A 22,105-nucleotide genomic window follows, 5' to 3' on the forward strand; every position below is an offset into this window, starting at 1 on the left:
GGGTTGGGCGAGGCCTGACTCACGGGCTGCTTTCGAAGGTGAATGTACCGGTGGCCACCTGCCTCCCTTGGCCGGAGATGTCGAATCGAACGTGGCCGCCCTTGGTGGGTGTGCAGGAGATGACCAGGGTTTCGCCGGGCAACACGGGGCTGAGAAATTTGGCCGAGCCGATCTGGCAACGCCATGCGGCACCGGGCCCACGGCTGCTTCCGGCCTGGGCGGCATGCAGGGCTGCATCAAGCAGCAATACGCCTGGCACCATGGGTTTGCCCGGGAAGTGGCCGGCGAAAGCAGGATGATCGCTGGCAAAGTTCAAGGTCATGTTTTCACTCTGCACGAAGTAGCCCCTCTTCAACTGGCAGCCCTAGATGAGTGCGTGCCATTGCTTGAAGCACCTCGCGTGGCAGTTTGCCGGTGGCATTGCGCGGCAGCGCGTCGAGCATGACGAGGGGGCGTGGCAGGAAGGTGGTGTCAATACGTTCCTTCAGGGCGGTCTGCAGGTCGGCGGCCGTCATGCCGGGCGCCACGGCAAAGGCCATCAGCCGAACCACGGTGTCGCTGCCGGTGTCATCCGGCATGAAAAATGCACCGTCAAGTACGCCGGGGATGCTCCCCAACTGATGGTTGAGGTAGGCCAGCGAGCTGCGTTTACCGGCGATATTGACCAGGTCTTCCAGCCGCCCGTGCAGGAGGAAATGGCGATTGTCGACAGCCTCCAGTACGTCATTGAGAGGGACTACCCGCTCGACATGGCCGCCACAGGCCCACATGCGGTCGTCGTGGGGCGTCAGGGTGACCATCGGGAACAGCTCCCATTCGGCGGTTCGTGCGGTGCGGCGCGATGCGATCTGCCCGGTTTCCGTGGATCCGTAAATTTCGAACAGCGGCGCGTCAAACCGGGCTTCGCAGGTTTGCGCAAGTTCGGGTGCCATCGGGGCGGTGGCCGAGACCACCCGGTCCAGCTCTGGCACCTCGATGTCGGAAGCCAGCAACACCCGCAAATGCACCGGCGTGCTGACCAGCACCCGTGGTTGGGTAACCGCCTTGACAGCGCTGACGATATCAGCGGGATAAAACGGTTGGCCCGCATGCAAGGCTGCGCCGATTTGCATGGGCAACAGCACGGTCGACTCAAAGCCAAACATGTGCTGGGGCGGGACAGTACCGATGATGGCGCAGGGCTGGTTTTCGTTCAAGTCCAGCCGCATGGCCTCGGCGCGTGCGCTGTGTACCAGCGACCCCCAAGTCTTGCGATGTGGCAGAGGTAAACCGGTTGACCCGGAGGTGAACACGTCGGCCACGGGCTGGTTCCCGGGCAGGTAAGGGATGTCGCAGGGCGCCTCCGGATCTATATCCGCAGGACCTTGGGCAAACGCATCGTGGTAGACATAACCGGGCAGGTCGATGGCGTGCGGTGCATCCGACAGGCAAAACACATCAGGGGCCAGGGACCGCAATTGGCGCATCATCTCTGGCGTGTGGGTAGGCGGCAACATGCTGATTTTTTCGGTGAGCAGTGCCGCTCCAAGGCCAACCGCGAAGTGATAGCGGTCACTGCAGGCATTCAGCATGTGTTGACCCGCGGGGAGCGCGGCAGCCAGAAGTTTTACATCTGCCAGATACTGCCGCACCGTCACTTTTTCCCCGTAGCGCCAGGCCAGGATGTCGTCACCAGTGTGGTGGCTAATGAGCGGGTAGGTAGTCATGGAGAGAAAGGGATGGGGCTGCGAGAGAGATCAACAGGGCCGAAGCGATGCGGTTCAGGAAGAGGGCGGCAGCCCGCCCGAACTTGCCCGCCGGTAAGCCCGGATGGCTTCCAGCGGGCCAGCCCGGTCTGACGGTGCCAGCAGGAACAAGCGTGCCACATATTCGGCGGAAAACATCAGGCCCAGTAACGGCAGATTCAGCAGATTGGCAAAGGCCGACCAGACACCAATGGGAGCCAACCAGAACAGCAACAAGGACAGGCCGGTCATGAAAGCGAAATACAGGCTCCAAGCCCAGGTGACCTGTCGTGTGTAGCGGGCCAGCGCCGGCGTGAGCGGACCGTGGATCATGGCGGCGAAGCGCGACACCATGGGCACCTGGCCGGCGCGTAATGTGCGGGCGAATGCAACGCCCAGCAAGGCCTGGATACCGGCATGCTGCAGCAGGAATACCCAGTTGTAATGCTGGACCAGCCAGGCGCTGGTGGCATACAGGACGACACATCCGGCCAGACATAAAAGCAGCATCAGTGGCCGCTGCGGTGAGCGCCAGGCCAGCACCACCGCCAATGCGATCAGCGGCACGATGGCAACGGCTGCGTCCAGCAGATCAGGATGGGCATCGGCAGCGGCAAGATGGGCCAGCACCGGATAGGCAATACAGGCTGCAATAACTGCCGCCCATCGGCTGGCGCGCAGCAGTTTTGCCGCCAGACCGGTTTTCACTTCGTTCTTTGCTGCGCGATATGGTCGCTCAGGCTACGCAGCGACTGGAAAATGACGGTGTTGTCCTCATGGTCGGCCCGCAACTGCAGGCCATAACGCTTGGACAGGACCAGAGCGATCTCGAGAATGTCGATCGAATCGAGGCCCAGGCCGTCGCCATAAAGGGGCTCATCGGGCTGAATGTCTGCCGCTACCGTTTCCAGGTTCAGCGAAGTGACCACCAGCTCGGCTACTTCGAGCATCAGGGCAGCATCGGCTGCCGCGGGTACCGCTGAGGGTGTAAGTGAAGATTCTGGCATCGTGGATCAGGCTTGGTTTTTGAAAGAAGTACAGGGGGAACGGGTGCTTTTCTCGTCCGCCCAAGGCAATACTTTGATGGTAACTGACATTGTTTTGCGCTTGAGCACGGCATGTAGGCATCTACCCTTGCACACTGTCAGCCCAAAACGAAACAAGACGTAAAAACGGATGGCGAAAATGCCGGGTTAAATCGTTTCAGCCGGGCCGGCATCGGTGGACGGGGTGTTGGTGGCCGTTTTTGTAACACGGGAGGTCTTGGGCACAGACAGGGTTTGGGAGGGCGTCTCGGCGGCTGTGGCATCAAGCATCGCCTGGCGCACACTGGCTTTGTCGCCGGCGCCGGCAAATTTGCTGTATTTCCCCACTGTGGTGACGAGCTGGCCATAAATGCGCGGGTTGCCGGCCACGCATTCGCCGTGGTCCATGAAGTCGGCCTCGCCGGTGAAATTGCCGATCAGGCCACCAGCCTCGGTCACCAGCAAGGAACCGGCTGCCACGTCCCAGGGCTTGAGGCCCGATTCGAAAAATCCGTCGCTGAAACCTGCTGCAACGTAAGCCAGGTCCAGTGCGGCCGCGCCCGGACGCCGCACGCCGGCGCACTGGCTCATGACCTCGCCGAGCATGTTGAGATAACTTTTGAGCTTGTCGCCGGGGCGATAGGGGAAGCCGGTGGAGATCAGGCACTCCTGCAGGCGGGTGCGTTTGGCCACGCGGATGCGGCGGTCGTTCATGTAAGCGCCGCGGCCCTTGGTGGCGCAGAAGATGTCGTTGCGGGTGGGGTCATAAACCACCGCCTGCTCGATCTTGCCCTTGACGCTCAGGGCGATGCTGACGCAATAGACGGGAAAGCCGTGGATGAAGTTGGTGGTGCCGTCCAGCGGGTCGATGATCCACACGAAGTCGGAGTCTTTGGCTCCGTGTTCGCTGCCCGACTCTTCGGCCAGGATGCCGTGGCCGGGGTAGGCGGTGAGCAGGGTTTCAATGACCGCCGCTTCGGCAGCGTGGTCGATTTCGGTGACGAAGTCGTTGGTCTGCTTGGCAGAGACCCGGACCGACTCCACGTCAAGCGCAGCACGGTTGATGATGGCGCCGGCGGCGCGCGCAGCCTTAATGGCCACATTGAGCATGGGGTGGAGATTGCTGGACATATAAGACTAAGAAAGAGCAGAAGGGCTGCGGCCCGGAAACCGGGGCAGGCGACAATAACGCCATTTTACCGGTTCAGGCCGGTCAGTCAGCCTTTGCCCATGAAAACGCGATTTATCCTGATCAATACCAGCCATGCCGGCAATGTGGGCGCGACTGCGCGCGCCATGAAAGTCATGGGTTTTGGCGACCTCGTGCTGGTGGCACCGCGCTGGGCCAATGTGCTCAACCGGGAAGAAACTATCCAGCGTGCCAGCGGGGCGCTGGACGTGCTGAAAAATGCCCGCATTGTGGCGACGCTGGACGAAGCGCTGGATGGCATGACCCACCTTTGCGCCACCGCCATGACGCCACGCGATTTCGGCCCGCCCACGCGGGCTCCGCGGGAGCATTTCGCCGCGCTGCTGGGCAAGCACGATCCGCTATTAAAAAGTGAGCTACTTGCGCCTGCCACATATGGGCCAGAGGCCGATTTGGCTTCAAAACCCGAGGGCGTGGCCTTTTTGTTCGGTTCCGAGCGTTTTGGCATGCAAAACGAGGATGTCTACCGCTGCCATGTGGCGCTGAGCATTCCGACCGATCCTAAGTTCGGCTCGCTGAACCTGGCTGCAGCCGTGCAACTGATTGCCTACGACTGGCGGGAGGCGCTGGGCGGTTTTGGGGTGCAGACGGCCACCCCCGAACCGGTGCTGGCCGACGCCGCCGCAGTGGCGGGCATGCTGGCGCACTGGGAGCAGGCGTTGACGAACATAGGCTTTCTGGACCCGGCGTCGCCCAAGAAACTGATGCCGCGGTTGAACCAGCTGTTCAACCGGGCGCAGCTGAGCCCCGAAGAAATTCACATCCTGCGCGGCGTGGCCAAGGCCATGAGCCAGAAAGCCGCGCCAGCAAAGACTGCCGCCAAGCCATAAACTCGCAACATGTTCTCCAGACTCCGCTCCGACATTCAATGCATCCTCGAACGCGACCCCGCTGCCCGCAGCGCTTGGGAAGCGCTGACCTGCTACCCCGGCCTGCATGCCCTGGTGCTGCACCGGCGCGCGCATTGGTGCTGGGAGCATGGGTTCAAATGGGCCGGGCGCTTTATCTCGCACCTGTCGCGCTGGCTGACCGGCATTGAAATCCACCCGGGCGCCAAAATCGGCGAGCGCGTCTTTTTCGACCATGCCATGGGCGTGGTGATCGGCGAAACCGCCGAAATCGGGGACGGCTGCACGATTTACCAGGGCGTGAGCCTGGGCGGCACCTCGCTTTACAAAGGCGCCAAACGCCACCCGACCCTGGGCCGCAACGTGGTGGTCGGCGCCGGCGCCAAGGTGCTGGGTGGCTTTCTGGTCGGCGATGGCGCCAAGATCGGCAGCAATGCCGTGGTGGTCAAGCCGGTGCCGGCAGGTGCCACGGCAGTCGGCATCCCGGCGCGCATCATTTTGTCCAAAACCGGTGAAAGCGCTGACGTCACGACCACCCAGTTTTCGGCTTACGGCATCACGCTGGAAGACGACCCGGTGTCCCAGGCAATGAAAGGCCTCATCGACAACGCTTCCTCGCAGGAGCACCAGATCGCGCTACTGTGGCAGGCGATCGAGAAGCTGTCAGACAATGGGCGGGCCCACCGGGACTGCGTGCCGGATGATGCGGCTCGGCAGGAAACCTTTGAGGCTGAGAAATTGAATCAGTTGATGGGGAAGTAGAGCTCGACCTTTGCCAGTCCGCGCTTTGCGGGTGCGTCGGACAGGCTGGGTCAGGGGTGGGAGTGGGGGAGTCTGACCAACTGTTTAAAACAGATTCGCGGTGCCGCGCGAAGCAAAGACGCTATCAATTCAATAGCTGGTGACGCCCGAAAAAAAAAGGGTCAAATACCGATTTGATCTTAAGAGTCAGGCGGAGGCCGCCCGGATCGCCGATTTGGGCCTGAATGCCTTGCAGACCGTGTCATCGGTTTCCAGATATGGCCCACCTATCAAATCAACGCAATACGGTACGGCAGCAAAAATGCCGGCGACGGCTTGCGAGCCGTCGGCATTTTTCAGGCCTTCCAGCGTCTCGGCAATCGCCTTGGGCTGGCCGGGCAGGTTCAGGATCAGGCTCTGGCCGCGGATCACGGCGACCTGGCGCGACAGGATGGCGGTTGGCACGAACTTCAGGCTGATCTGGCGCATCTGCTCGCCGAAACCCGGCATTTCCTTGTGCGCCACTGCCAGCGTGGCTTCGGGCGTCACGTCGCGCAGCGCGGGGCCGGTGCCGCCGGTGGTCAGCACCAGGGAGCAGCCGGCATCAACCAGTTCAATCAGTGTCGCGCTGATCTGGGCCTGTTCGTCGGGTATCAGGCGTTCGGCAAATTCAAGCGGGTTCAGCAGTGCGCGCGCCAGCCACTCTTTCAACGCGGGCAAGCCCTTGTCTTCATAGACGCCACTGGAGGCCCGGTCGCTGACCGAGACGATGCCGATCTTCACCGCATCGTGCACCATGGTCAGGGCGCCTCCGGTGCCAGCGTCTGCCGCACCAACTGGAAAATTTCGCGGTAGGACTTGCCGTGGCGCGGCGCTTCGCCCGGTTTTTCGGGTTTGGCGTCCTTGCGGGCCTGGCGCACCAGGGCGCGCAGCTGCTGCGAGTCGGTGTCCGGGTGCTCGGCCAGCCAGTCACCCAGCGCATCGTCAGAGGCAATCAGCTTGTCGCGCCATTGCTCGGCCAGATGCAGCGCCAGTGTGAGCTGCGCCGAGCCGTTTTTCTGTTCGTCAATCGCGGCGCGAATCGGTTCAGGGTCCAGCGGGCGCATCAGCTTGCCGATGAACTGCATCTGCCGGCGCTTGCCCTCGAAGTTGGTGATTTTTCTGGCCTGGGCGATCGCGTCGATCAGTTTTTCAGGCAGATCCAGGCGCGCCATCAGGTCGGCGCGAAGGGTTAGCAGGGCTTCGCCGAGGGCCTGTTTTTCATCGGCTTCGGCTTTGAGCTGGGTCTTGCTGGGCGGGCCGACTTCTTCTGCGGCAATTTCTTCGGGTTTCACGAAGCGGCCGTGGGACCAGTAGCCCTTGATAGCCTTGGGAGTCTTGTTGTTCATAGCAGTCAGTATCATAGCTACCCATATGACCCTCAAGACCTCCAAGACATCCTCCAGCCCCAAACGGGCAGGCCGACCCCCAGCGCAACCGGAAAAAGGCTTCAGCTACCACCGTGATTTTTTTGAAGACTTGGTGGACAGCGCTCTCGCACACGCCAAAAAGATAGGCGCCACCGATGCCGCCGCCGAAGCTTCCGAAGGCTGCGGCCTGAGCGTCAGCGTGCGCAAGGGCGAACTTGAAAACGTCGAACGCAACCGCGACAAGTCGCTCGGCATCACGGTGTATGTGGGGCAGAAACGCGGTAACGCATCGACCAGCGATTTCTCCAAAGCTGCGATCGAGCAGACCGTCAAGGCGGCCTATGACATCGCACGCTTCACCGCCGAAGACAAGACCTCCGGTCTGCCGGCCGATCGCGACATTGCGCGGGTGCACCCCGAGCTGGATTTGTTCCACCCCTGGGCCATTGACTCTGAAGGCGCGGCCCAGCTGGCATTGCAATGCGAAGAGGCGGCACTGAGCGCAAGCAAGCGCATCACCAACAGCGAAGGCGCCGGCGTGTCGGCGCAGCAAAGCCATTTTTTCAGCGCGCACACACGCGGTTTCCGCGGTGGTTATGCCAGTTCACGGCACAGCATTTCAGTGGCGCCGATCGCCGGCAAGGGCAGCCAGATGCAGCGCGATGCCTGGTACAGCTCCATGCGCGACGCCAGCGAGCTCGCCAGCCCGGAAGCGGTGGGCCGTTACGCCGCCGAACGCGCGCTGGCACGCCTGAACAGCCGCAAGATCAAGACGGTGCAATGCCCGGTGCTGTTCGAGTCGCCATTGGCCGCAGGCCTGCTGGGGGGGTTTGTGCAAGCTGTCAGTGGTGGCGCGTTGTATCGCAAGAGCACTTTTTTGCTGGACAGTCTGGGCAAGCCGGCGTTCCCCGCTCACATTGACATCAGCGAAGACCCGCACCTGCTCAAGGGCAAGGGCAGTGCGCCGTTTGACGAGGAGGGTGTGAAAACCCGTGCACGCAAGATTGTTGAGGACGGTATTGTGCGCGGCTATTTCCTGAGCACCTATTCGGCACGCAAGCTGGGCATGCGCACCACCGGCAACGCTGGCGGTTCGCACAATCTGGTGCTGAGCAGCCGGCAGACCAAAGCCAGTGACGACCTCGACGCCATGCTGAAAAAGCTGGGTACGGGCCTGTTTGTGACTGAACTCATGGGCCAGGGCGTTAACTACGTGACCGGCGACTATTCGCGCGGTGCTTCAGGTTTCTGGGTCGAGAAAGGCCAGATCGCCTTTCCGGTCGAAGAAATCACGATTGCCGGCAACCTCAAGGACATGCTGATGGGCATCCAGGCGGTGGGCGCCGATGTCTACAACTACGGCGCCAAGAGTGTGGGCTCGATTTTAGTTAACAGGATGAAGGTCGCTGGGAGTTAACAGGCCCCCACGGTCGCTCACTCCGTGTAGCTCCCGAGGCCTTGCAGGCCGCGGCTCGCTAGAAGCTTCGCCTCTGTCGCCTGTCCAAACCTGCTCAAGCAGGTTTGGAGCCGCAGGCTCCAGCCCCTCGGTGTCCGCTGCGCCTGCGGGCCGGCAGAGCCGGTTCCGCGGCCCTTGCTTGATTTAAATAGCGCTGTCTCAGCCGGCCAACGCCGTCTTTACGGCCGCCGATACCTGGCCCATGTCAGCCTTGCCGGCGAGTTTGGCTTTCACCGCACCCATGACCTTGCCCATGTCGCCGGGGCCGCTGGCGCCCAGCTCGGCCACGATGGCCTTGACGGCAGCCGTCACTTCTTCGGCGCTCAGGCGGGCGGGCAGGTAGGCCTGCAACACCACCAGCTCTGCCGCTTCCTTGTCGGCCAGGTCCTTGCGCTCGGCCTTCTGGAAGGCTTCGATCGAGTCTTTGCGCTGCTTGATCAGTTTGTCGACGATGGCGACCACAGCCGCATCGTCGAGCACCACACGCTCGTCCACTTCTTTTTGCTTGAGTGCGGCCAGCAGCAGGCGAATGGTGCCCAGGCGCTCGCTGTCCTTGGCGCGCATGGCGGTTTTCATGTCTTCGGTGATCTGGTCTTTGAGGGACATGGGGGGGCTCCAGGAAATGGTTGCAGTCAGAAAGGATTCAAAAACACAAAAGCCCGCAGAGCGTCCTCGTGCGGGCTTTTGGTTTGCCGTGAGGCGTGTACTTTTAGTACAGCTTTTTAGGCAGTTGCATCGAGCGGATACGCTTGTAGTTGCGCTTGACGGCGGCTGCCTTCTTGCGCTTGCGCTCGGCTGTTGGCTTTTCGTAAAACTCGCGGGCGCGCAGGTCGGTCAGCAGGCCGAGTTTTTCGATGGTGCGCTTGAAACGGCGCAGAGCCACGTCGAAGGGCTCATTGTCTTTTACACGAATGGTCGTCATTGATGAAGTGATCCAAAAATTTTGCGTCGTTAGTGATCTGATCAGGATCAGGCCGGAACGCGGGTTTGCTAGCAAAGCCTGAGATTATAGCACCCCCACGGTCGTTCACTTCGTGTAACTCCCTGCCCCCGAGGGGGCCGCTGCGCCTGCGGGCCGGCAAAGCCGGACCCGCGGCCCCTGCTGGTTAAGCCGGGGTCGGGGAGTCGGCGTGGTGTTTTTGGGCCAATGCCTCTGCGCAGGCGTGGGCGCTGGCCCAGGCCCACTGGAAGTTGTAACCGCCCAGCCAGCCGGTCACGTCCACAATTTCGCCAATGAAATATAGGCCTGGCTGTTTCGATTCCATGGTCTGGGACGATAAATCCCGGGTGTCGACGCCGCCCAGCGTTACTTCGGCTTTTTTGTAGCCTTCGGTGCCGGTGGGCACTAGCTGCCAGTCGGCCAGGCGGTCCGCCAGGGTGGCCAGCGCCTTGTCGGTGGCTTCGCTGATTGGTTTTTGCCAGGCCGGGTCGCGGCTGACCCAGGCGTCGGCCAGGCGACTCGGCACCAGGGTGGCCAGTTCGTTGGCGATCAGCTTTTTCGAGCTGGCCTTGGCGCGCAGCAGCAGGGTGGGCAGATCCACGCCGGGTGCGAGGTTGATGCGTACCGGCTGGCCTTCGCGCCAGAAGCTGGAAATCTGCAGTACTGCCGGGCCGCTCAGGCCGCGATGGGTGAACAGCAGGTCTTCGGCGAACACCACCGCCTTTTTGCGTTGTTTCGGCGTGGCGTCTGCCGGGCCGGCCTCGATCAGCACCGGCAGCGCCAGGCCCGCCAGCTGGGCATAAGGTGCCCAGGCCTCGCCGTCGAAGGTCAGCGGTACCAGCCCGGCGCGCGGCTCGACCAGGCGCAGGCCAAACTGCCTGGCAATGCGGTAGCCGAAATCGGTCGCGCCTATTTTGGGGATCGACAGGCCCCCGGTGGCAATGACGACCTGCGGCGCTTCGATGAAGCCGCGGTCGCTCTCTATTTGATAGCTGTCTACGCCTGTTGTTGCTGGGCTGGTGATGCTTTTGATGTTGCAAGGTTGCCAGCGCGTGACGCCGCCGGCCTCACACTCGGCCAGCAGCATGTTGATCACGTCTTCGGCCGAGCGGTCACAAAACAGCTGGCCCTTGTGTTTTTCGTGAAACGGAATCTGATAGCGCTGCAACAGGCCGATGAAGTCCTGCGGCGTGTAGCGCGACAAGGCAGAGCGGCAGAAATGCGGGTTCTCGCTCAGGAAGTTGGCCGGCGTCGCATCACGATTAGTGAAATTGCAGCGGCCACCGCCCGAGATGCGGATTTTTTCGGCCACTTTTTCGCTGTGGTCCACCAGCAGCACCTTCAGACCGCGCTGGCCCGCGATGCCGGCGCAAAACAGGCCGGCGGCACCCGCGCCTATCACCACCACGTCAAATTTATGGGTCAAATCGGCCTCCAGCCCAATGGGGCGGTTGTAAGCAGCTATGAAATGTATAGCGTTCTGGCCCGACCGGGACAGAGGAGTGTAGCCGGGTGCACCGCGGCGCCGCAGGCGCCAGCCCTCTGATAAGCGGCAGGCTTACCGTCGAACCAGCGCGACTGGCACCGGGAAATCGCTGCTTGCTTGGGGTGCTATGCCCTTTTTTACATGCTCGCGAGCGCGGTAGCGAACAAATAGCTTGCCTTCCGTCCAGGACACGCCGTCGATGTCGTTGTCATTCATCCAGATAACAGGTGTCCGCTGGAGGTTCGAGGGTAGGGTTTCGCTATTCTTGGCAACCATGATCATTTGAATCGGATTCTTCGAAGTCATGGGGTCGTACTCTGCGCAGTATCTTGTAAAAATGACTGCTGACACGGCCTTTTCTGGAGATCTAACACGAGCGTATTCAACATCTGTGCAGACGTAAGCTTTGTCACTTCTGTGGACTTCCAGTGCAATTGCCAGGGCGGTCAGCAACAAGGCCGAAGTGCCCAAATAGATATGAATTTTTCTGCTACTCCCCTTTTTTGCGGGGAGTTCCTTGTCGAAGGCTTCCGCCAACATAGCTCCTGCGAAAAGCAGGAGCCCCAGATAACACACCCAGCCCGGATAGCCATGAAAGCCGAACGTTCCACCGCCTTTTGCCGGAAGCACCAAGGTGTCAGTGATCACACCATAGGTGCCATATGCGACCAGTAGCACCGCTAGTAAGAATATGACACTTCGTTTCGCCCAGAATGAAAAATTCCGGGCAGGGGTGGAGACCGGGCGTTGACCGACGGGACTGCCTGCTGTTTTGGCGCTGCCGTCGGTGTCCACCGCTACCGGCATGGAAGTTTTGGGACCTGGCACGTTGTGCATGGTCGGGATGCTAGTCGATATCCTCGAAACGATGGCGCTCTAGGAGCCGCCAACCGTGGAGTGTCAGGCCGCGCGAAACTGCGCCGGGTGTTCTGCGGCCGCCACCACGCCGCTGATCACGTCACCCACAACGATGACGGATGGGCTGGCGAGACCCGACGCTTCAATGGCGCCGCTGAGGCGGCCCAGCGTGGTGGTGATGTGACGCTGGGTAGGCAGCGAAGCGTTCTGGATCACTGCCACCGGGGTTGTTGAAGGCAGGCCGACCAGCAATTCGTCCTGAATGCGGCTGGCACCGCTCACGCCCATGTAGATCACCAGCGTGAGTTTGGCTTTGAACGCGGTTTCTGCGAGGGCGCGCCAGTCAGTGCCCGCGTCGCCCGGTTTCGCATGACCGGTCACAAACACCACACCGTGCGCATGCTGGCGATGCGTGAGCGGCACGCCCAGTGAAGTGACTGCTGCCAGACCGGCGGTGATGCCGTTGATCACCTGGACTTCAATGCCGGCGGCCTGCAGGTGCTCAACTTCTTCGCCGCCGCGGCCGAAGATAAAGGGGTCGCCGCCCTTGAGGCGCACCACGTTTTCGCCCTCCCTGGCGGCCATCAGCATGAGTTTTTCGATGAAGGCTTGCGGTGTGCTTTTGCAACCGCCGCGCTTGCCGACATAAACAATGCGCGCGGTGGCCGGTGCCAAAGCCACGATGTCTGCGCTGACCAGGTCGTCCACCAGCAACACTGTCGCGGCCTGGATGGCCTTGACGGCTTTGACGGTCAGCAATTCCGGATCGCCGGGACCCGCGCCTACAAGAGTGACTTTTCCAGTGTTATTCATGATGCTTGAACCAGACGCAAGATATGTTCCACCTGCAGAGCCATGGAGGCAGGAACCGGCTTGGTTCCCGCCAGTACCTCCTGAATATACGACGCAGTGGTTTCAGGGTCGATCTCCGTGGGTAGATCGGGCAGATCGGTGAGAGTTCCCTTTTGGCCCTCCTGCAGCGTGATGCGTTTGCCGGCGATGAAGCCGTCCATCTGCGGCAACCGGCGCGCATCGGCCACCACCTCGCCTTCCGTGCCGCGCAGCAGCAGGGCGGTGGATCCCATCAGCTCGAACACGGCTGCCATGGACACGGCGTACTCGGGGTGGGTATAGCTGCTGACGATGACCGCCGCGCCAGCGCAGGGGTTCATCAGTTTGACCAGACTGTGGCTGGAGTTGCGCAGACCGACTGCGCGGCGCACGTCCAGCAGGCGTTTGAGTCCGGGGCTCAGCAATTCGGTGGGGACGTAGGCCACTTCGCCGTCTGCTATAGGTTTGATAGCTGTCTGCGCCCGTGTACCAAGGGCGAAAAGCACATTTTCTACAAATACCCGGCTGGTCTCGGTAGATGTGCCATGGATAAGCACTGGCCAGCCGCGGCGCGCGACCAGCGCGGCCAGCAAGGGGGTGAGCACCGGCAACCGGCGCGCGCCGTTGTAGCTCGGCAGCACCACGACGGGTTTGCTTCCGGTGGGAACGAGATTGAGCCGCGCATACGTGGCGTCAAGAAAGCCCGCCATCTCCTGGGGTTCTTCACCCTTGATACGCATGGATAGGCAAAAGGCACCCACTTCCAGATCGGTGACCGTGCCGTCCAGCACCTGGCCAAACAGGTCGGCTGCCTGCGCGCGGTCCAGCGCGCGCGCGCCCTGTTTGCCGCGGCCAATGACCTTGATGTACTGTGCAATGCTCATGGTAGGGATTGTCGGCGAAGACGTCCGACGTTTTTCAGGCTAGCCCGCCCCAGCATCCTGGCCCACTTGCGGGCGCTCGGTGTTGGGCACCCACTCCCACCATTCGTGCTGGCCTTCGGGCTTGTTTTCCTGGGTGCGGTAGACGTTCCAGGTAACCAGGTAGTCCGGGTTCTCCATGTCCACGCCGGAAGGGGCATGTTTGTAGTGGCCGGGCGGGGCCTTGAACCAGGCGTCCAGGTTGGGCGGCACGATGAAATCGGCCTGCTGCACGCTGGTGTCGGTATGGCGAAGTTGCACCGTGATGCCCAGCTCCGCGTCAACCTTCAGCACTTGACCCGCAAACTGGGTTTGCTTCATCAGCTCACCGTTGGTGTCGAAATACGAGACGCCGATGACGCAGGTTTTGGCTATCAATTCTTCGAGATTCATCCGCAGAGCTTAGTGCCTCAGCGGCGCGACGCCAACCTGCGGCATGTTGGCCAGGCCGATGTCGCGCGCATGGTCTTCGAAACCCTTGTTCTTCCAGAAGAAAGCGCCTGGCATGGTGGTGGGAATCACCAGCACGTAAAACAGGGCGCGGCCGATCAGGCTGGTGGCGATGAGGGTGGCGCCAACGATGGCCATGCCAAGCAGTGTGAATGTGTCGACCGTGTTGAACACCAGCATGCTGGCCAGCAGCGCAGCAGCCAGCAGCAGGTTCAGGCCCAGCAAAGTGTTGCGCAATTTGAAGGTCTTGCCAAAGGTCGTGGTCTGGATGTAGTACGACGCGCCACCCTCGTGCTCGGCGCGGCCCATGTCTCTGGCATGCGCCGTGTGGCCAATGCCTTCTGCCAGCATGCCCACGCAGATCAGCGCTGCGCAAACCATGGCGGCATTGAGGATGCTTTCGCCCGAGAAAGCCAGGGTCGAAACGATGACCACACCCGCAACCAGCGAACCCAGCGACAGCATGTTGCCAACAAATGCGGTGCCCACTTGCCAGTGGTTCCAGAAGGGCCGGGCCTTGATGCGGTAGCAACGGTACATGTAGTACAGCCCGCCCGCGCTTCCAAACAGCGCCACAAAACCGAAGGCGCGCGCAAAGCTGGCAGCCTGTTCAGTTCCGATCAATGCCGTGATCTCTATAGAAAAGACCGATGAGAAAACAGACTGGACCGCACTGTTGCCCGGCAGGCTGAACAGCACATGCATGCCGAGCGCGCCCATGAAAATGGCAATGCCCAGACCCTCGCGCGAGACGGGTGAATGGCGCAGGTTGTTGAACCCGCGGTAAAAGCGCTTGGGCTTGCCCAGGTGCATGGTGGACATGAACAGGCCAAACCCGATCAGCAGAAAACACAGAATGGCCAGTGGCGCGTACATGGCGGACTGGGCAAAACCGGCGAAACCTGCCAGCCCTGCCTGGGCGCCGAGGAATGTCAGGGCAAAAGCGCCGGTGGCTGTTTGCGATGCCAGCGTGAACAGCACCAACGGATTCTCGCGGGAAGACAGGCGCGCCAGGTTCCAGTGCTGCGCCTTGCCCTGCTTCTGGTCAATCGCGGGCCTGTATCTTCCCTTGTCGTCCTTGTGGTACTTCACCGGCATGGAGTCGCTGCGTTTCATCTCGTCGGGCAACTGCTTGATCTGCTGAAAGCGGATGTTGGGCTGCGTGATTTCGGGGGAAGGGAAGCCAGGGATTTCCACGCGCGCCTGCTCGCGGCCCTCAGGAATGTTCTCGATCACGCCAAAGTCCAGCGCGTTGCCCACGCAGGCAGAAACGCAGGCGGGCTTGAGACCCACTTCCAGCCGGTCCACGCACATATTGCATTTGGAAACCTGGCCTTTGACCGGGTCCAGCTGCGGCGCGTTGTAAGGGCAGACCCAGGTGCAATAGCCACAGCCGAAGCAGGTTTCCGGGTCTTGCAGCACCGCGCCGTATTCCACATGCTTGGTGTAGGCGCGGGTCGGGCAACCCTTCAGGCACACCGGGTCATCGCAATGGTTGCAGGCCATCGAGATGTTCATGCGCTTGTAGTCGGGGAAGCTGCCGCCCTCTACATAACCGACCGATCGGAAGGCCAGGTGCGCGGGGTTGTCGTTTTTCTCGCTGCAGGCGGCCTCGCAGGCGTGGCAACCGATGCAGTTGTCGGCGGTGAAGAAAAAGCCGTGCTGCTTGTTGCGGTTGGGGTTGGTGCCCACCGCCGGATTTTCATTGATGAACATCGACCGGCCGACTGGCAGTTTGCCCTGGGTGTGTTCAATCAGGTCAATTTTCTGGCCGTAGCGGTTGGTATCGGCAGTGGTTTTGTCTTTCAGAAAAGCGTAGACCTGCTCTTCGGTACGGATCTCCCAGATCTTGCGCTCTGCGGTGTTTTTGGAGCCGCAGCCTGTCGTGCCGCACTCGGGCTTGCCGCAGCCGCCTTGGGCCTGCTGTGCTGTTTGCCCCGCGACCCATTGCGGGTCGGCCACCAGGGCATTCTTCAGTGAGGTGTCGTCTTTCATCGCAATAGTCCTCCTGTTTAGAACGCGCGGCGCTCAAGATTCAATCGGGCGGCTTCTTGCTGGTCGGTTTTTTCGACGCGGCAGGCGTTTTGTTTGAACGCGGGCTGGCGCGAGTGCGGGTCCAGCAGGCCGAGCGTCAAGCGGTTCACGCAGTCATGAAAATGGAAGGGGATGAACAGCATGTCACGGCCCACGCGGTGCGTCAGCTGCACCATGACGATGGCATCGCCCCGGCGGCTGACCACGCGCACATAGCTCTGGTGTTCTATGCCCAGCTCTTCGGCCGAGTCGGGGTTCATCTCCATGTAGGGCGTGGGGCTGAACTTGTTGCAGTTGCCGATCTTGCCGGTGCGGGTGCGGGTGTGAAAGTGCTCCACCACGCGGCCCGAATTGAGCCAGAAGGGGTACTCGGCATCCGGGCACTCGTTGTTGTTCACAAAGCGCACGGGAATCAGATTGGCTTTGCCCGTAGGGGTCTGGAACACGCCATCGGTGTACAGGCGCTGGTTGCCGTCAAAGGGCATGCGCAGTTGCATCTCAAAGGGGTCTGACAGACCGATTTTTTGCGTATCAATATCTGCCTGCGCTTCGCTGTACGGCCACTGGATGCCTCGTGCGGCCTCAATTCGGTCGTAGCTCATGCCCGAGATGTCCAGCGTGCGGCCCGCACCCTTGGAGAGGATTTTCATTTCCTCAAAAGCGCCTTCAGGTGTGGCGGGAAAGTGAATCTTGTTGCGCTCTTCAAAGCGCTTGGACATTTCGTTAAAGACCCAGAAATCCGGTTTGGAATCAGCGTAAGGCGCCAGCACGTTGCGCGTGAGATTGACGCGGCGCTCGGTGTTGGTGTGGCAACCTTCCTTTTCGGCCCAGACGGCGGCAGGAAAGTAGACGTGCGAGTATTTGTTGGTCTCCACATCCTCATAGACATCCTGAACCACCAGGAATTCGAGGTTTTCCATGGCCTTGATGATGCGTGGCTGGTTGGCCATGGAGGTCATGGGGTTGGTGGCAATCAGCCACAAACCCTTGATCTCGCCGGTTTCGATGGCGGGGAAAATGTCGGTCTGGGCCAGGCCGCGTTTTTCAGGGAAGAAGCTTTCGTCGATGCCCCAGAAATCGGCCACCAGCTTGCGGTCCTTCTCTTTTTCCAGCGCGCGGTAGCCCGGCAGGCCCGAGCAGGACGACCATTCGCGGGTGCCCATGGCGTTGCACTGGCCGGTAATCGACAGGCTGGTGCCGCCGGGCGTGCCGATGTTGCCGGTGATCAGGTTCAGGTTGTTGATGTCCACCACGCCGTCCGAGCCATGGGTGGACTGGTTGATGCCCATGGTCCAGATGCTCATGGCCTTGGGCGCCTTGGCATAGATGCGGGCCACGGTGCGGATGCGGTCTTCGTCGATGCCGCAGACATGCTGGGCCGTCTTCGGGTCATAGTCCGCCACCAGAGCGCGCAACTCGTCAATGCCCTGCGTGTACTTGCCGATGTACTCGTCGTCCTGAAGGTTTTCCTTGAAGATGACATGCATCATCGCGTTGATCAGCACGGTGTCGGTGCCCGGCGTGATGGCCAGGTGAATGTCCGCAAACTGCGCCAGCATGGTGACGCGCGGGTCGACCACGATCAGCGGGAACTTGCGCTTTTCCAGCGCTTCTTTCAGGCGCCAGTAGATGATGGGGTGCTGCTCGGGCAGGTTGGAGCCGAAGGCCATCAGGCAGTGGGTATGCTCAAAATCGCCGTAACAGCCTGGTGGGCCATCAGAGCCGAAGGAACGCTTGTAACCCGATACGGCCGAGGCCATGCACAGCGTGGTGTTGCCGTCGTAATTGTTGGTGCCGATCTGGCCGCGCACCAGCTTGCCCAGGGTGTAGAACTCTTCGGTGAGCAACTGGCCGGTGGAGACCACGGCGAAAGAGTCACGTCCGTACTTGGCCTGGATTTCCTTGATTTTTTCTGCCGTTTTGTCCATCGCCGCATCCCAGCTGGTGGGCTGAAACGGCAGGTGCGCTTTCTCGCGCATCAGCGGCATGGTGCCGCGGCCGGGCGAGTCAAACAGCTCGTGTTCCAGCAGGCCCTTGATGCACAGTTTGCCGCGATTGACGTCCGCACCTGCATGGCCGCGGCTGGTGACGATCTTGCCCTTGTCGTTCAACCCGATCTCGATGGCGCAGCCCGTCGAGCAATAGTTGCAGGTGGTGTACTTCCACTCCTTGACTTCCTTGGCAGGAATGGAGATGGGCTTGCGGTGAGTGCGGCCAAATATCATGTGTTGCCTCTTGCCTGTTTATGAGGCGCTGGCGGTTTCTTTGCGCAGCGGTCCCGCCACAGGGCGGGGCAGGTCGATGGCGTGGGTGGCGAGTTCCACAGCGTCCAGGTGCACCATGCCGTCTTCCACCTTGACTGCAAACTTTGGCGTACACCCCTCATCCGGGGATTTGGCACAGCCGTCTTCCATGCCGATGGTCCAGTTGTGCAGGGGACAGGCCACACTGGTGCCAAACACGATTCCCTGGGAGAGCGGTCCACCCTTGTGCGGGCAGCGGTCGAGCAGGGCAAACACCTGGTTTTCATCATTGCGAAAGACCGCTACGTCGACGCCCTGAGGACGCGCCACGCAACGCGAACCCAGCACGGGGATGTCGGTCACCAGGCAGATTTTTTTCCATTCACTCATGGTGGTTGCCTCTTATGTTTTAAGGTTGCTGTAAAGGCCGGTGATGCGGTCCATGACGCTCAGCAGGTTTTCGCTGGACACAAACACGTCGGCCATCAGTTTGGGAGAGCTGCGCGCGCCTTCCAGGCGGCTCAGGCCCAGGTCAAAAAAGACCCATTGGCTGTCGGCCAATGCCAGCTCTTCCTTGATTTTTGGCGTGGCTTCGGGCGCCTTGCGCAGCACTTCCAGTGCGGCGATGAATTCACCGCGCGACTTTGCGATTTCTGCAATGCTGCCCTGGGTGTCCATTTGCAGTGAATTGGCCAGGTAAAGCTTGGCCATGCGCTGGGACAACATGCGCTGGCGGCCGGCGATATTGACGAGTTTCCCCACCGCCGCCGATCCGCTCGTTTGCTCGTACTGCTGCGTACCCTGGTTGGCCAGCGCGAGAATTTTCCCGTCCAGCTGCATCAGTTTCAGCGCGTGTTCCTTGCCCGGCACCGCACCCACCAGCACCGACTTGAATTCGCTCCAGACGCCTTCGAGCTTTGCATAGGTATCGCGGATTTCCGGATTGGGCGCATAGGCCTTCAGCTCGGTCAGTTGCCGGTCGAAGGTGGACATCGAGCGGTCCAGCACCTGCTGTGCGCTGCTGGTTTCCACTTTCTGGATCAGCGCCAGATAGGCCTTGCTCATGCGCTGTGAGAGCATGCGCTGGCGCCCCGCCTTGTTGATGGCGTCGTTCATGTCGGCCACTTGCGCATGGGCCGACATGCCCAGAAGGGCAGCAGATGCCATAAAAATCCGTCTTTTCACTTTTAGTTTCCTTGAATGAGCTGTCGTTTCCTGGAGCCGGGCGTTCAGACTGGGGCAAGTTTTTCAAACTGCCGTGTATCGACCGCCGCTTCCTTCAGGTCAAACCAGGGGTCGGGTTCGCCGTCCAGCGCAGCTTGCAGGTTGGCCCACAGGGCCTTGCGGCCTTCGTGGTCATCCAGGATTTTTTTCTTCACGTAGTCCAGGCCGACACGGTTGACGTAGTGCACGGTACGCTCCAGGTACCAGCCTTCCTGACGGTAGAGTTCGCAGAAGGCGCCGGTGTACTCCAGTACTTCGGCGGCAGTTTTGAGCTTGACAAAGAAGTGCGCCACTTCGGTCTTGATGCCGCCATTGCCGGCGATGTACATTTCCCAGCCACTGTCCACGCCGATGATGCCGACGTCCTTGATGCCGGCCTCGGCGCAGTTGCGCGGGCAGCCGGAGACGGCGAACTTGACCTTGTGGGGCGCGTACATGCGCCACATGGCCCGCTCCAGGTCTTTGCCCATTTGGGTGCTGTCCTGCGTGCCCATGCGACACCATTCGCTGCCAACGCAGGTTTTCACCGTGCGCAGGGCCTTGGCATAGGCGTGGCCCGAAGGCATGCCGATGTCTTTCCAGACGTTTTGCAGGTCTTCTTTTTTAACGCCGAGCAAGTCGATGCGCTGGCCGCCGGTGACCTTGACGGTCGGGATTTTGTACTTGTCCACCACGTCGGCAATGCGGCGCAATTCGCTGGCGGTGGTCTCGCCGCCCCACATGCGCGGGATGACGCTGTAGGTGCCGTCCTTCTGGATGTTGGCGTGGCTGCGTTCGTTGATGAAGCGGCTTTGCGGATCGTCCTTGGCCTCCTTGGGCCAGCTGGAGATCAGGTAGTAGTTGACCGCCGGGCGGCAGCTGGAGCAGCCATTGGGCGTTTTCCAGTCCATGAACTTGAACACGTCGGCGATCTTCAGCAGTTTGTTGGTGGTGATCGCATCGCGCACGGCCTGGTGCCCGTGGTCGGTGCAGGCGCACATGGCCTTGAGCTTGGGCGTGGCCGAGTAGTCGCCGCCAGCGGTGAACATGAGAATCTGCTCTACCAGACCGGTGCAGGAGCCGCAGGAGGCGCTGGCCTTCGTGTGCTTTTTCACCTCGTCGAGAGTGAACAGGCCTTTTTCCTTGATGGCCTTGCAGATCGTGCCCTTGCTGACACCGTTGCAGCCGCAGACCTCGGCGTCGTCGGGCATGGTTGCGGCCTTGTTATGGCCTTCGTGACCGGTGTCGCCGATGTTGGACTCGCCGACCAGCAGCTTGTCGCGAATGTCGCTGATGCTGCGGCCATCGCGCAGCAGCTTGAAGTACCAGCTACCGTCCACCGTGTCGCCGTACAGGCAGGCGCCCACCAGTTTGTCGTCCTTGAGCACCAGCTTTTTGTAGACGCCGCCTGAAGGATCGGACATCACGATTTGCTCTGTACCTTCGCCGCCCATGAATTCGCCGGCGGAGAACAAGTCAATGCCGGTGACCTTGAGCTTGGTCGAGGTCAGCGAGCCGGTGTAGCGGCCGATGCCGAACTGCGCCAGGTGGTTGGCGGCAACCTTGGCTTGCTCAAACAGCGGGGCCACCAGGCCATAGGCAATGCCGCGGTGCGCCGCGCACTCACCGACCGAGTAGATGCGCGCATCTGTCACGGTCTGCATGGTGTCGTTGACCACAATGCCGCGGTTGCAGTGCAGGCGCATGGATTCGGCCAGCTCAGTGTTGGGGCGAATGCCGACAGCCATCACGACCAGGTCGGTCGGGAGCTCCAGGCCGTCCTTGAACTTGATGGCCATGACACGGCCGTCCTTGTCGGGGATGAGCTCCTGGGTCTGCGCGCCGATCATGAATTTGAGGCCGCGGTCTTCCAGTGATTTCTGCAGCAGCTTGCCTGCTACGTCGTCCAACTGGCGCTCCATCAGCCAGGGCATGACGTGCACCACGGTCACTTCCATGCCGCGCAGCATGAGGCCGTTGGCCGCTTCCAGGCCGAGCAGGCCGCCACCGATGACCACGGCTTTTTTGTATTTTTCCGACGCTTCGATCATCGTGTTGGTGTCGGCAATGTCGCGGTAGGCAATCACGCCTTTCAGGTCCTTGCCTGGCACAGGCAGGATGAAGGGGTTGGAGCCCGTGCACATCAGGAGGCGGTCGTAGGCGGCTTCTGTGCCGTCGTCTGCGCGCACCACGCGTTTGACCCGGTCTACCTCCACCACTTTTTTGCCGGCGTGCAGCGTGATGTGGTTGTCCTTGTACCAGTCCCAGGAGTTCAGGACGATCTCGTCAATCGTCTGCTCGCCAGCCAGCACCGGAGACAGCAAAATGCGGTTGTAGTTGGGGTGCGGCTCTGCGCCAAAGACGGTGATGTCGTACAGATCGGGCGCCACTTTGAGCAGCTCTTCAATGGTGCGAACCCCGGCCATGCCGTTGCCAACCATGACCAACTTTGTTTTTTTCATGACGTCATTTCCAGATTGATTCGGTAGTGCAAGTGCAAAGGACATGCCAAACGATCCCGTGGCAGAGGGCGCGCGAGCAGGCCTGCCCATCCAGTCGGTGACGGCGCAGGGAGCGGGATGGCAGTTGCAAATAAGGGAAAAAACATGATGCCCTCTCCTGTCAAACAGGGGATCCGGTGGTGAGTCCGGTATGAGGCACTTCGATACGCACGTCGTTATGCGTAAAACCCGCTGTGCTTTTGCTAAGGTTGGACGCTTCGTTACG

The 22,105-nt window shown here is 61.0% G+C and carries 22 protein-coding genes; 3 read left to right on the top strand and 19 right to left on the bottom strand.

From position 1 onward, the window contains the following. Positions 1 to 19: 19 nt before the first annotated feature. The 5 genes from B0B52_RS22630 to B0B52_RS00645 form a co-directional block, all read right to left on the bottom strand. Entirely contained in the window at positions 20 to 322 is a 303-nt protein-coding gene (locus B0B52_RS22630; protein WP_254425589.1) for a 3-hydroxyacyl-ACP dehydratase, read from the bottom strand. Positions 323 to 326: 4 nt separating this feature from the next. Beyond that, positions 327 to 1,706: an AMP-binding protein gene (locus tag B0B52_RS00630; RefSeq protein ID WP_254425590.1), complete on the bottom strand. Its 1,380-nt coding sequence runs from the start codon at positions 1,704 to 1,706 to the stop codon at positions 327 to 329. 54 nt (positions 1,707 to 1,760) lie between these two features. Then, positions 1,761 to 2,432, bottom strand: coding sequence for a hypothetical protein (locus B0B52_RS00635; protein WP_077591675.1), 672 nt, complete (start codon positions 2,430 to 2,432; stop codon positions 1,761 to 1,763). Then, complete coding sequence (locus B0B52_RS00640; RefSeq protein WP_077591676.1) at positions 2,429 to 2,731, bottom strand: phosphopantetheine-binding protein; 303 nt, start codon at positions 2,729 to 2,731, stop codon at positions 2,429 to 2,431. The genes B0B52_RS00635 and B0B52_RS00640 overlap by 4 nt, the downstream gene beginning before the upstream one ends. A gap of 186 nt (positions 2,732 to 2,917) precedes the next feature. Next, positions 2,918 to 3,880, bottom strand: a complete 963-nt coding sequence (locus B0B52_RS00645) for an inositol monophosphatase family protein (protein ID WP_077591677.1) — start codon at positions 3,878 to 3,880, stop codon at positions 2,918 to 2,920. A 99-nt stretch (positions 3,881 to 3,979) separates the two neighbouring features. Between B0B52_RS00645 and B0B52_RS00650 the strand changes: the two genes are divergently transcribed. Then, positions 3,980 to 4,789, top strand: coding sequence for an RNA methyltransferase (locus tag B0B52_RS00650; protein WP_077591678.1), 810 nt, complete (start codon positions 3,980 to 3,982; stop codon positions 4,787 to 4,789). 9 nt (positions 4,790 to 4,798) lie between these two features. Then, a complete protein-coding gene (cysE, locus tag B0B52_RS00655; protein ID WP_077591679.1) occupies positions 4,799 to 5,569 on the top strand; it encodes a serine O-acetyltransferase in 771 nt (256 codons plus the stop codon). Between the two features lie 186 nt (positions 5,570 to 5,755). On the opposite strand, the gene mog is transcribed toward cysE, so the two are convergent. Then, a complete protein-coding gene (mog, locus tag B0B52_RS00660; RefSeq protein WP_077591680.1) occupies positions 5,756 to 6,346 on the bottom strand; it encodes a molybdopterin adenylyltransferase in 591 nt (196 codons plus the stop codon). Between the two features lie 2 nt (positions 6,347 to 6,348). Then, entirely contained in the window at positions 6,349 to 6,936 is a 588-nt protein-coding gene (gene yjgA, locus B0B52_RS00665) for a ribosome biogenesis factor YjgA (protein ID WP_254425591.1), read from the bottom strand. 25 nt (positions 6,937 to 6,961) lie between these two features. On the opposite strand from yjgA, the gene pmbA reads away from it, so the two are divergent. Beyond that, entirely contained in the window at positions 6,962 to 8,374 is a 1,413-nt protein-coding gene (gene pmbA / locus B0B52_RS00670; RefSeq protein WP_077591682.1) for a metalloprotease PmbA, read from the top strand. Between the two features lie 198 nt (positions 8,375 to 8,572). Here pmbA and B0B52_RS00675 read toward each other — a convergent pair whose 3' ends face one another. The 12 genes from B0B52_RS00675 to nirB all read right to left on the bottom strand — a co-directional run bounded on the left by B0B52_RS00675 (position 8,573) and on the right by nirB (position 21,840). Further along, positions 8,573 to 9,019: a GatB/YqeY domain-containing protein gene (locus tag B0B52_RS00675; RefSeq protein ID WP_077591683.1), complete on the bottom strand. Its 447-nt coding sequence runs from the start codon at positions 9,017 to 9,019 to the stop codon at positions 8,573 to 8,575. A 103-nt stretch (positions 9,020 to 9,122) separates the two neighbouring features. Further along, complete coding sequence (gene rpsU, locus B0B52_RS00680) at positions 9,123 to 9,335, bottom strand: 30S ribosomal protein S21 (protein WP_007872347.1); 213 nt, start codon at positions 9,333 to 9,335, stop codon at positions 9,123 to 9,125. A gap of 184 nt (positions 9,336 to 9,519) precedes the next feature. Continuing rightward, positions 9,520 to 10,779, bottom strand: a complete 1,260-nt coding sequence (locus B0B52_RS00685; RefSeq protein ID WP_077591684.1) for an NAD(P)/FAD-dependent oxidoreductase — start codon at positions 10,777 to 10,779, stop codon at positions 9,520 to 9,522. A gap of 132 nt (positions 10,780 to 10,911) precedes the next feature. Further along, entirely contained in the window at positions 10,912 to 11,676 is a 765-nt protein-coding gene (locus B0B52_RS00690) for a hypothetical protein (protein ID WP_139351767.1), read from the bottom strand. Positions 11,677 to 11,739: 63 nt separating this feature from the next. Further along, complete coding sequence (cobA, locus tag B0B52_RS00695; protein WP_077591686.1) at positions 11,740 to 12,510, bottom strand: uroporphyrinogen-III C-methyltransferase; 771 nt, start codon at positions 12,508 to 12,510, stop codon at positions 11,740 to 11,742. Next, positions 12,507 to 13,412 (bottom strand): DNA-binding protein YbiB, encoded by a 906-nt coding sequence (gene ybiB, locus B0B52_RS00700; RefSeq protein ID WP_077591687.1) that lies wholly within the window; start codon positions 13,410 to 13,412, stop codon positions 12,507 to 12,509. The genes cobA and ybiB overlap by 4 nt, the downstream gene beginning before the upstream one ends. 39 nt (positions 13,413 to 13,451) lie before the next feature. After that, positions 13,452 to 13,841 (bottom strand): hypothetical protein, encoded by a 390-nt coding sequence (locus B0B52_RS00705; protein ID WP_077591688.1) that lies wholly within the window; start codon positions 13,839 to 13,841, stop codon positions 13,452 to 13,454. Positions 13,842 to 13,850: 9 nt separating this feature from the next. Continuing rightward, a complete protein-coding gene (locus B0B52_RS00710; protein ID WP_077591689.1) occupies positions 13,851 to 15,893 on the bottom strand; it encodes a DmsC/YnfH family molybdoenzyme membrane anchor subunit in 2,043 nt (680 codons plus the stop codon). 17 nt (positions 15,894 to 15,910) lie between these two features. Then, positions 15,911 to 18,157, bottom strand: a complete 2,247-nt coding sequence (locus B0B52_RS00715) for a molybdopterin oxidoreductase family protein (protein WP_077591690.1) — start codon at positions 18,155 to 18,157, stop codon at positions 15,911 to 15,913. A gap of 18 nt (positions 18,158 to 18,175) precedes the next feature. Beyond that, positions 18,176 to 18,565 (bottom strand): nitrite reductase small subunit NirD, encoded by a 390-nt coding sequence (gene nirD, locus B0B52_RS00720; protein WP_077591691.1) that lies wholly within the window; start codon positions 18,563 to 18,565, stop codon positions 18,176 to 18,178. Positions 18,566 to 18,577: 12 nt separating this feature from the next. Beyond that, positions 18,578 to 19,342, bottom strand: a complete 765-nt coding sequence (locus B0B52_RS00725; protein WP_168173453.1) for a type IV pili methyl-accepting chemotaxis transducer N-terminal domain-containing protein — start codon at positions 19,340 to 19,342, stop codon at positions 18,578 to 18,580. 62 nt (positions 19,343 to 19,404) lie between these two features. Next, positions 19,405 to 21,840 carry a nitrite reductase large subunit NirB gene (gene nirB / locus B0B52_RS00730; protein WP_077591693.1) on the bottom strand — a complete coding sequence of 812 codons (2,436 nt, stop codon included), beginning with the start codon at positions 21,838 to 21,840 and terminating at the stop codon, positions 19,405 to 19,407. Between the last annotated feature and the right edge of the window lie 265 nt (positions 21,841 to 22,105).

This window comes from Polaromonas sp. A23 (assembly GCF_002001015.1).
GTDB lineage: Bacteria > Pseudomonadota > Gammaproteobacteria > Burkholderiales > Burkholderiaceae_C > Polaromonas.

Coding starts and splice junctions, on each gene's coding strand:
- B0B52_RS00715 (WP_077591690.1), bottom strand. CDS start 18,157: ATGATATTTGGCCGCACTCACCGCAAGCCCATCTCCATTCCTGCCAAG.
- B0B52_RS00725 (WP_168173453.1), bottom strand. CDS start 19,342: ATGGCATCTGCTGCCCTTCTGGGCATGTCGGCCCATGCGCAAGTGGCC.
- rpsU (WP_007872347.1), bottom strand. CDS start 9,335: ATGACGACCATTCGTGTAAAAGACAATGAGCCCTTCGACGTGGCTCTG.
- B0B52_RS00710 (WP_077591689.1), bottom strand. CDS start 15,893: ATGAAAGACGACACCTCACTGAAGAATGCCCTGGTGGCCGACCCGCAA.
- B0B52_RS00650 (WP_077591678.1), top strand. CDS start 3,980: ATGAAAACGCGATTTATCCTGATCAATACCAGCCATGCCGGCAATGTG.
- B0B52_RS00640 (WP_077591676.1), bottom strand. CDS start 2,731: ATGCCAGAATCTTCACTTACACCCTCAGCGGTACCCGCGGCAGCCGAT.
- B0B52_RS22630 (WP_254425589.1), bottom strand. CDS start 322: ATGACCTTGAACTTTGCCAGCGATCATCCTGCTTTCGCCGGCCACTTC.
- mog (WP_077591680.1), bottom strand. CDS start 6,346: ATGGTGCACGATGCGGTGAAGATCGGCATCGTCTCGGTCAGCGACCGG.
- B0B52_RS00705 (WP_077591688.1), bottom strand. CDS start 13,841: ATGAATCTCGAAGAATTGATAGCCAAAACCTGCGTCATCGGCGTCTCG.
- ybiB (WP_077591687.1), bottom strand. CDS start 13,412: ATGAGCATTGCACAGTACATCAAGGTCATTGGCCGCGGCAAACAGGGC.
- cysE (WP_077591679.1), top strand. CDS start 4,799: ATGTTCTCCAGACTCCGCTCCGACATTCAATGCATCCTCGAACGCGAC.
- cobA (WP_077591686.1), bottom strand. CDS start 12,510: ATGAATAACACTGGAAAAGTCACTCTTGTAGGCGCGGGTCCCGGCGAT.
- nirB (WP_077591693.1), bottom strand. CDS start 21,840: ATGAAAAAAACAAAGTTGGTCATGGTTGGCAACGGCATGGCCGGGGTT.
- B0B52_RS00645 (WP_077591677.1), bottom strand. CDS start 3,880: ATGTCCAGCAATCTCCACCCCATGCTCAATGTGGCCATTAAGGCTGCG.
- yjgA (WP_254425591.1), bottom strand. CDS start 6,936: ATGAACAACAAGACTCCCAAGGCTATCAAGGGCTACTGGTCCCACGGC.
- B0B52_RS00630 (WP_254425590.1), bottom strand. CDS start 1,706: ATGACTACCTACCCGCTCATTAGCCACCACACTGGTGACGACATCCTG.
- B0B52_RS00690 (WP_139351767.1), bottom strand. CDS start 11,676: ATGCACAACGTGCCAGGTCCCAAAACTTCCATGCCGGTAGCGGTGGAC.
- pmbA (WP_077591682.1), top strand. CDS start 6,962: ATGACCCTCAAGACCTCCAAGACATCCTCCAGCCCCAAACGGGCAGGC.
- nirD (WP_077591691.1), bottom strand. CDS start 18,565: ATGAGTGAATGGAAAAAAATCTGCCTGGTGACCGACATCCCCGTGCTG.
- B0B52_RS00675 (WP_077591683.1), bottom strand. CDS start 9,019: ATGTCCCTCAAAGACCAGATCACCGAAGACATGAAAACCGCCATGCGC.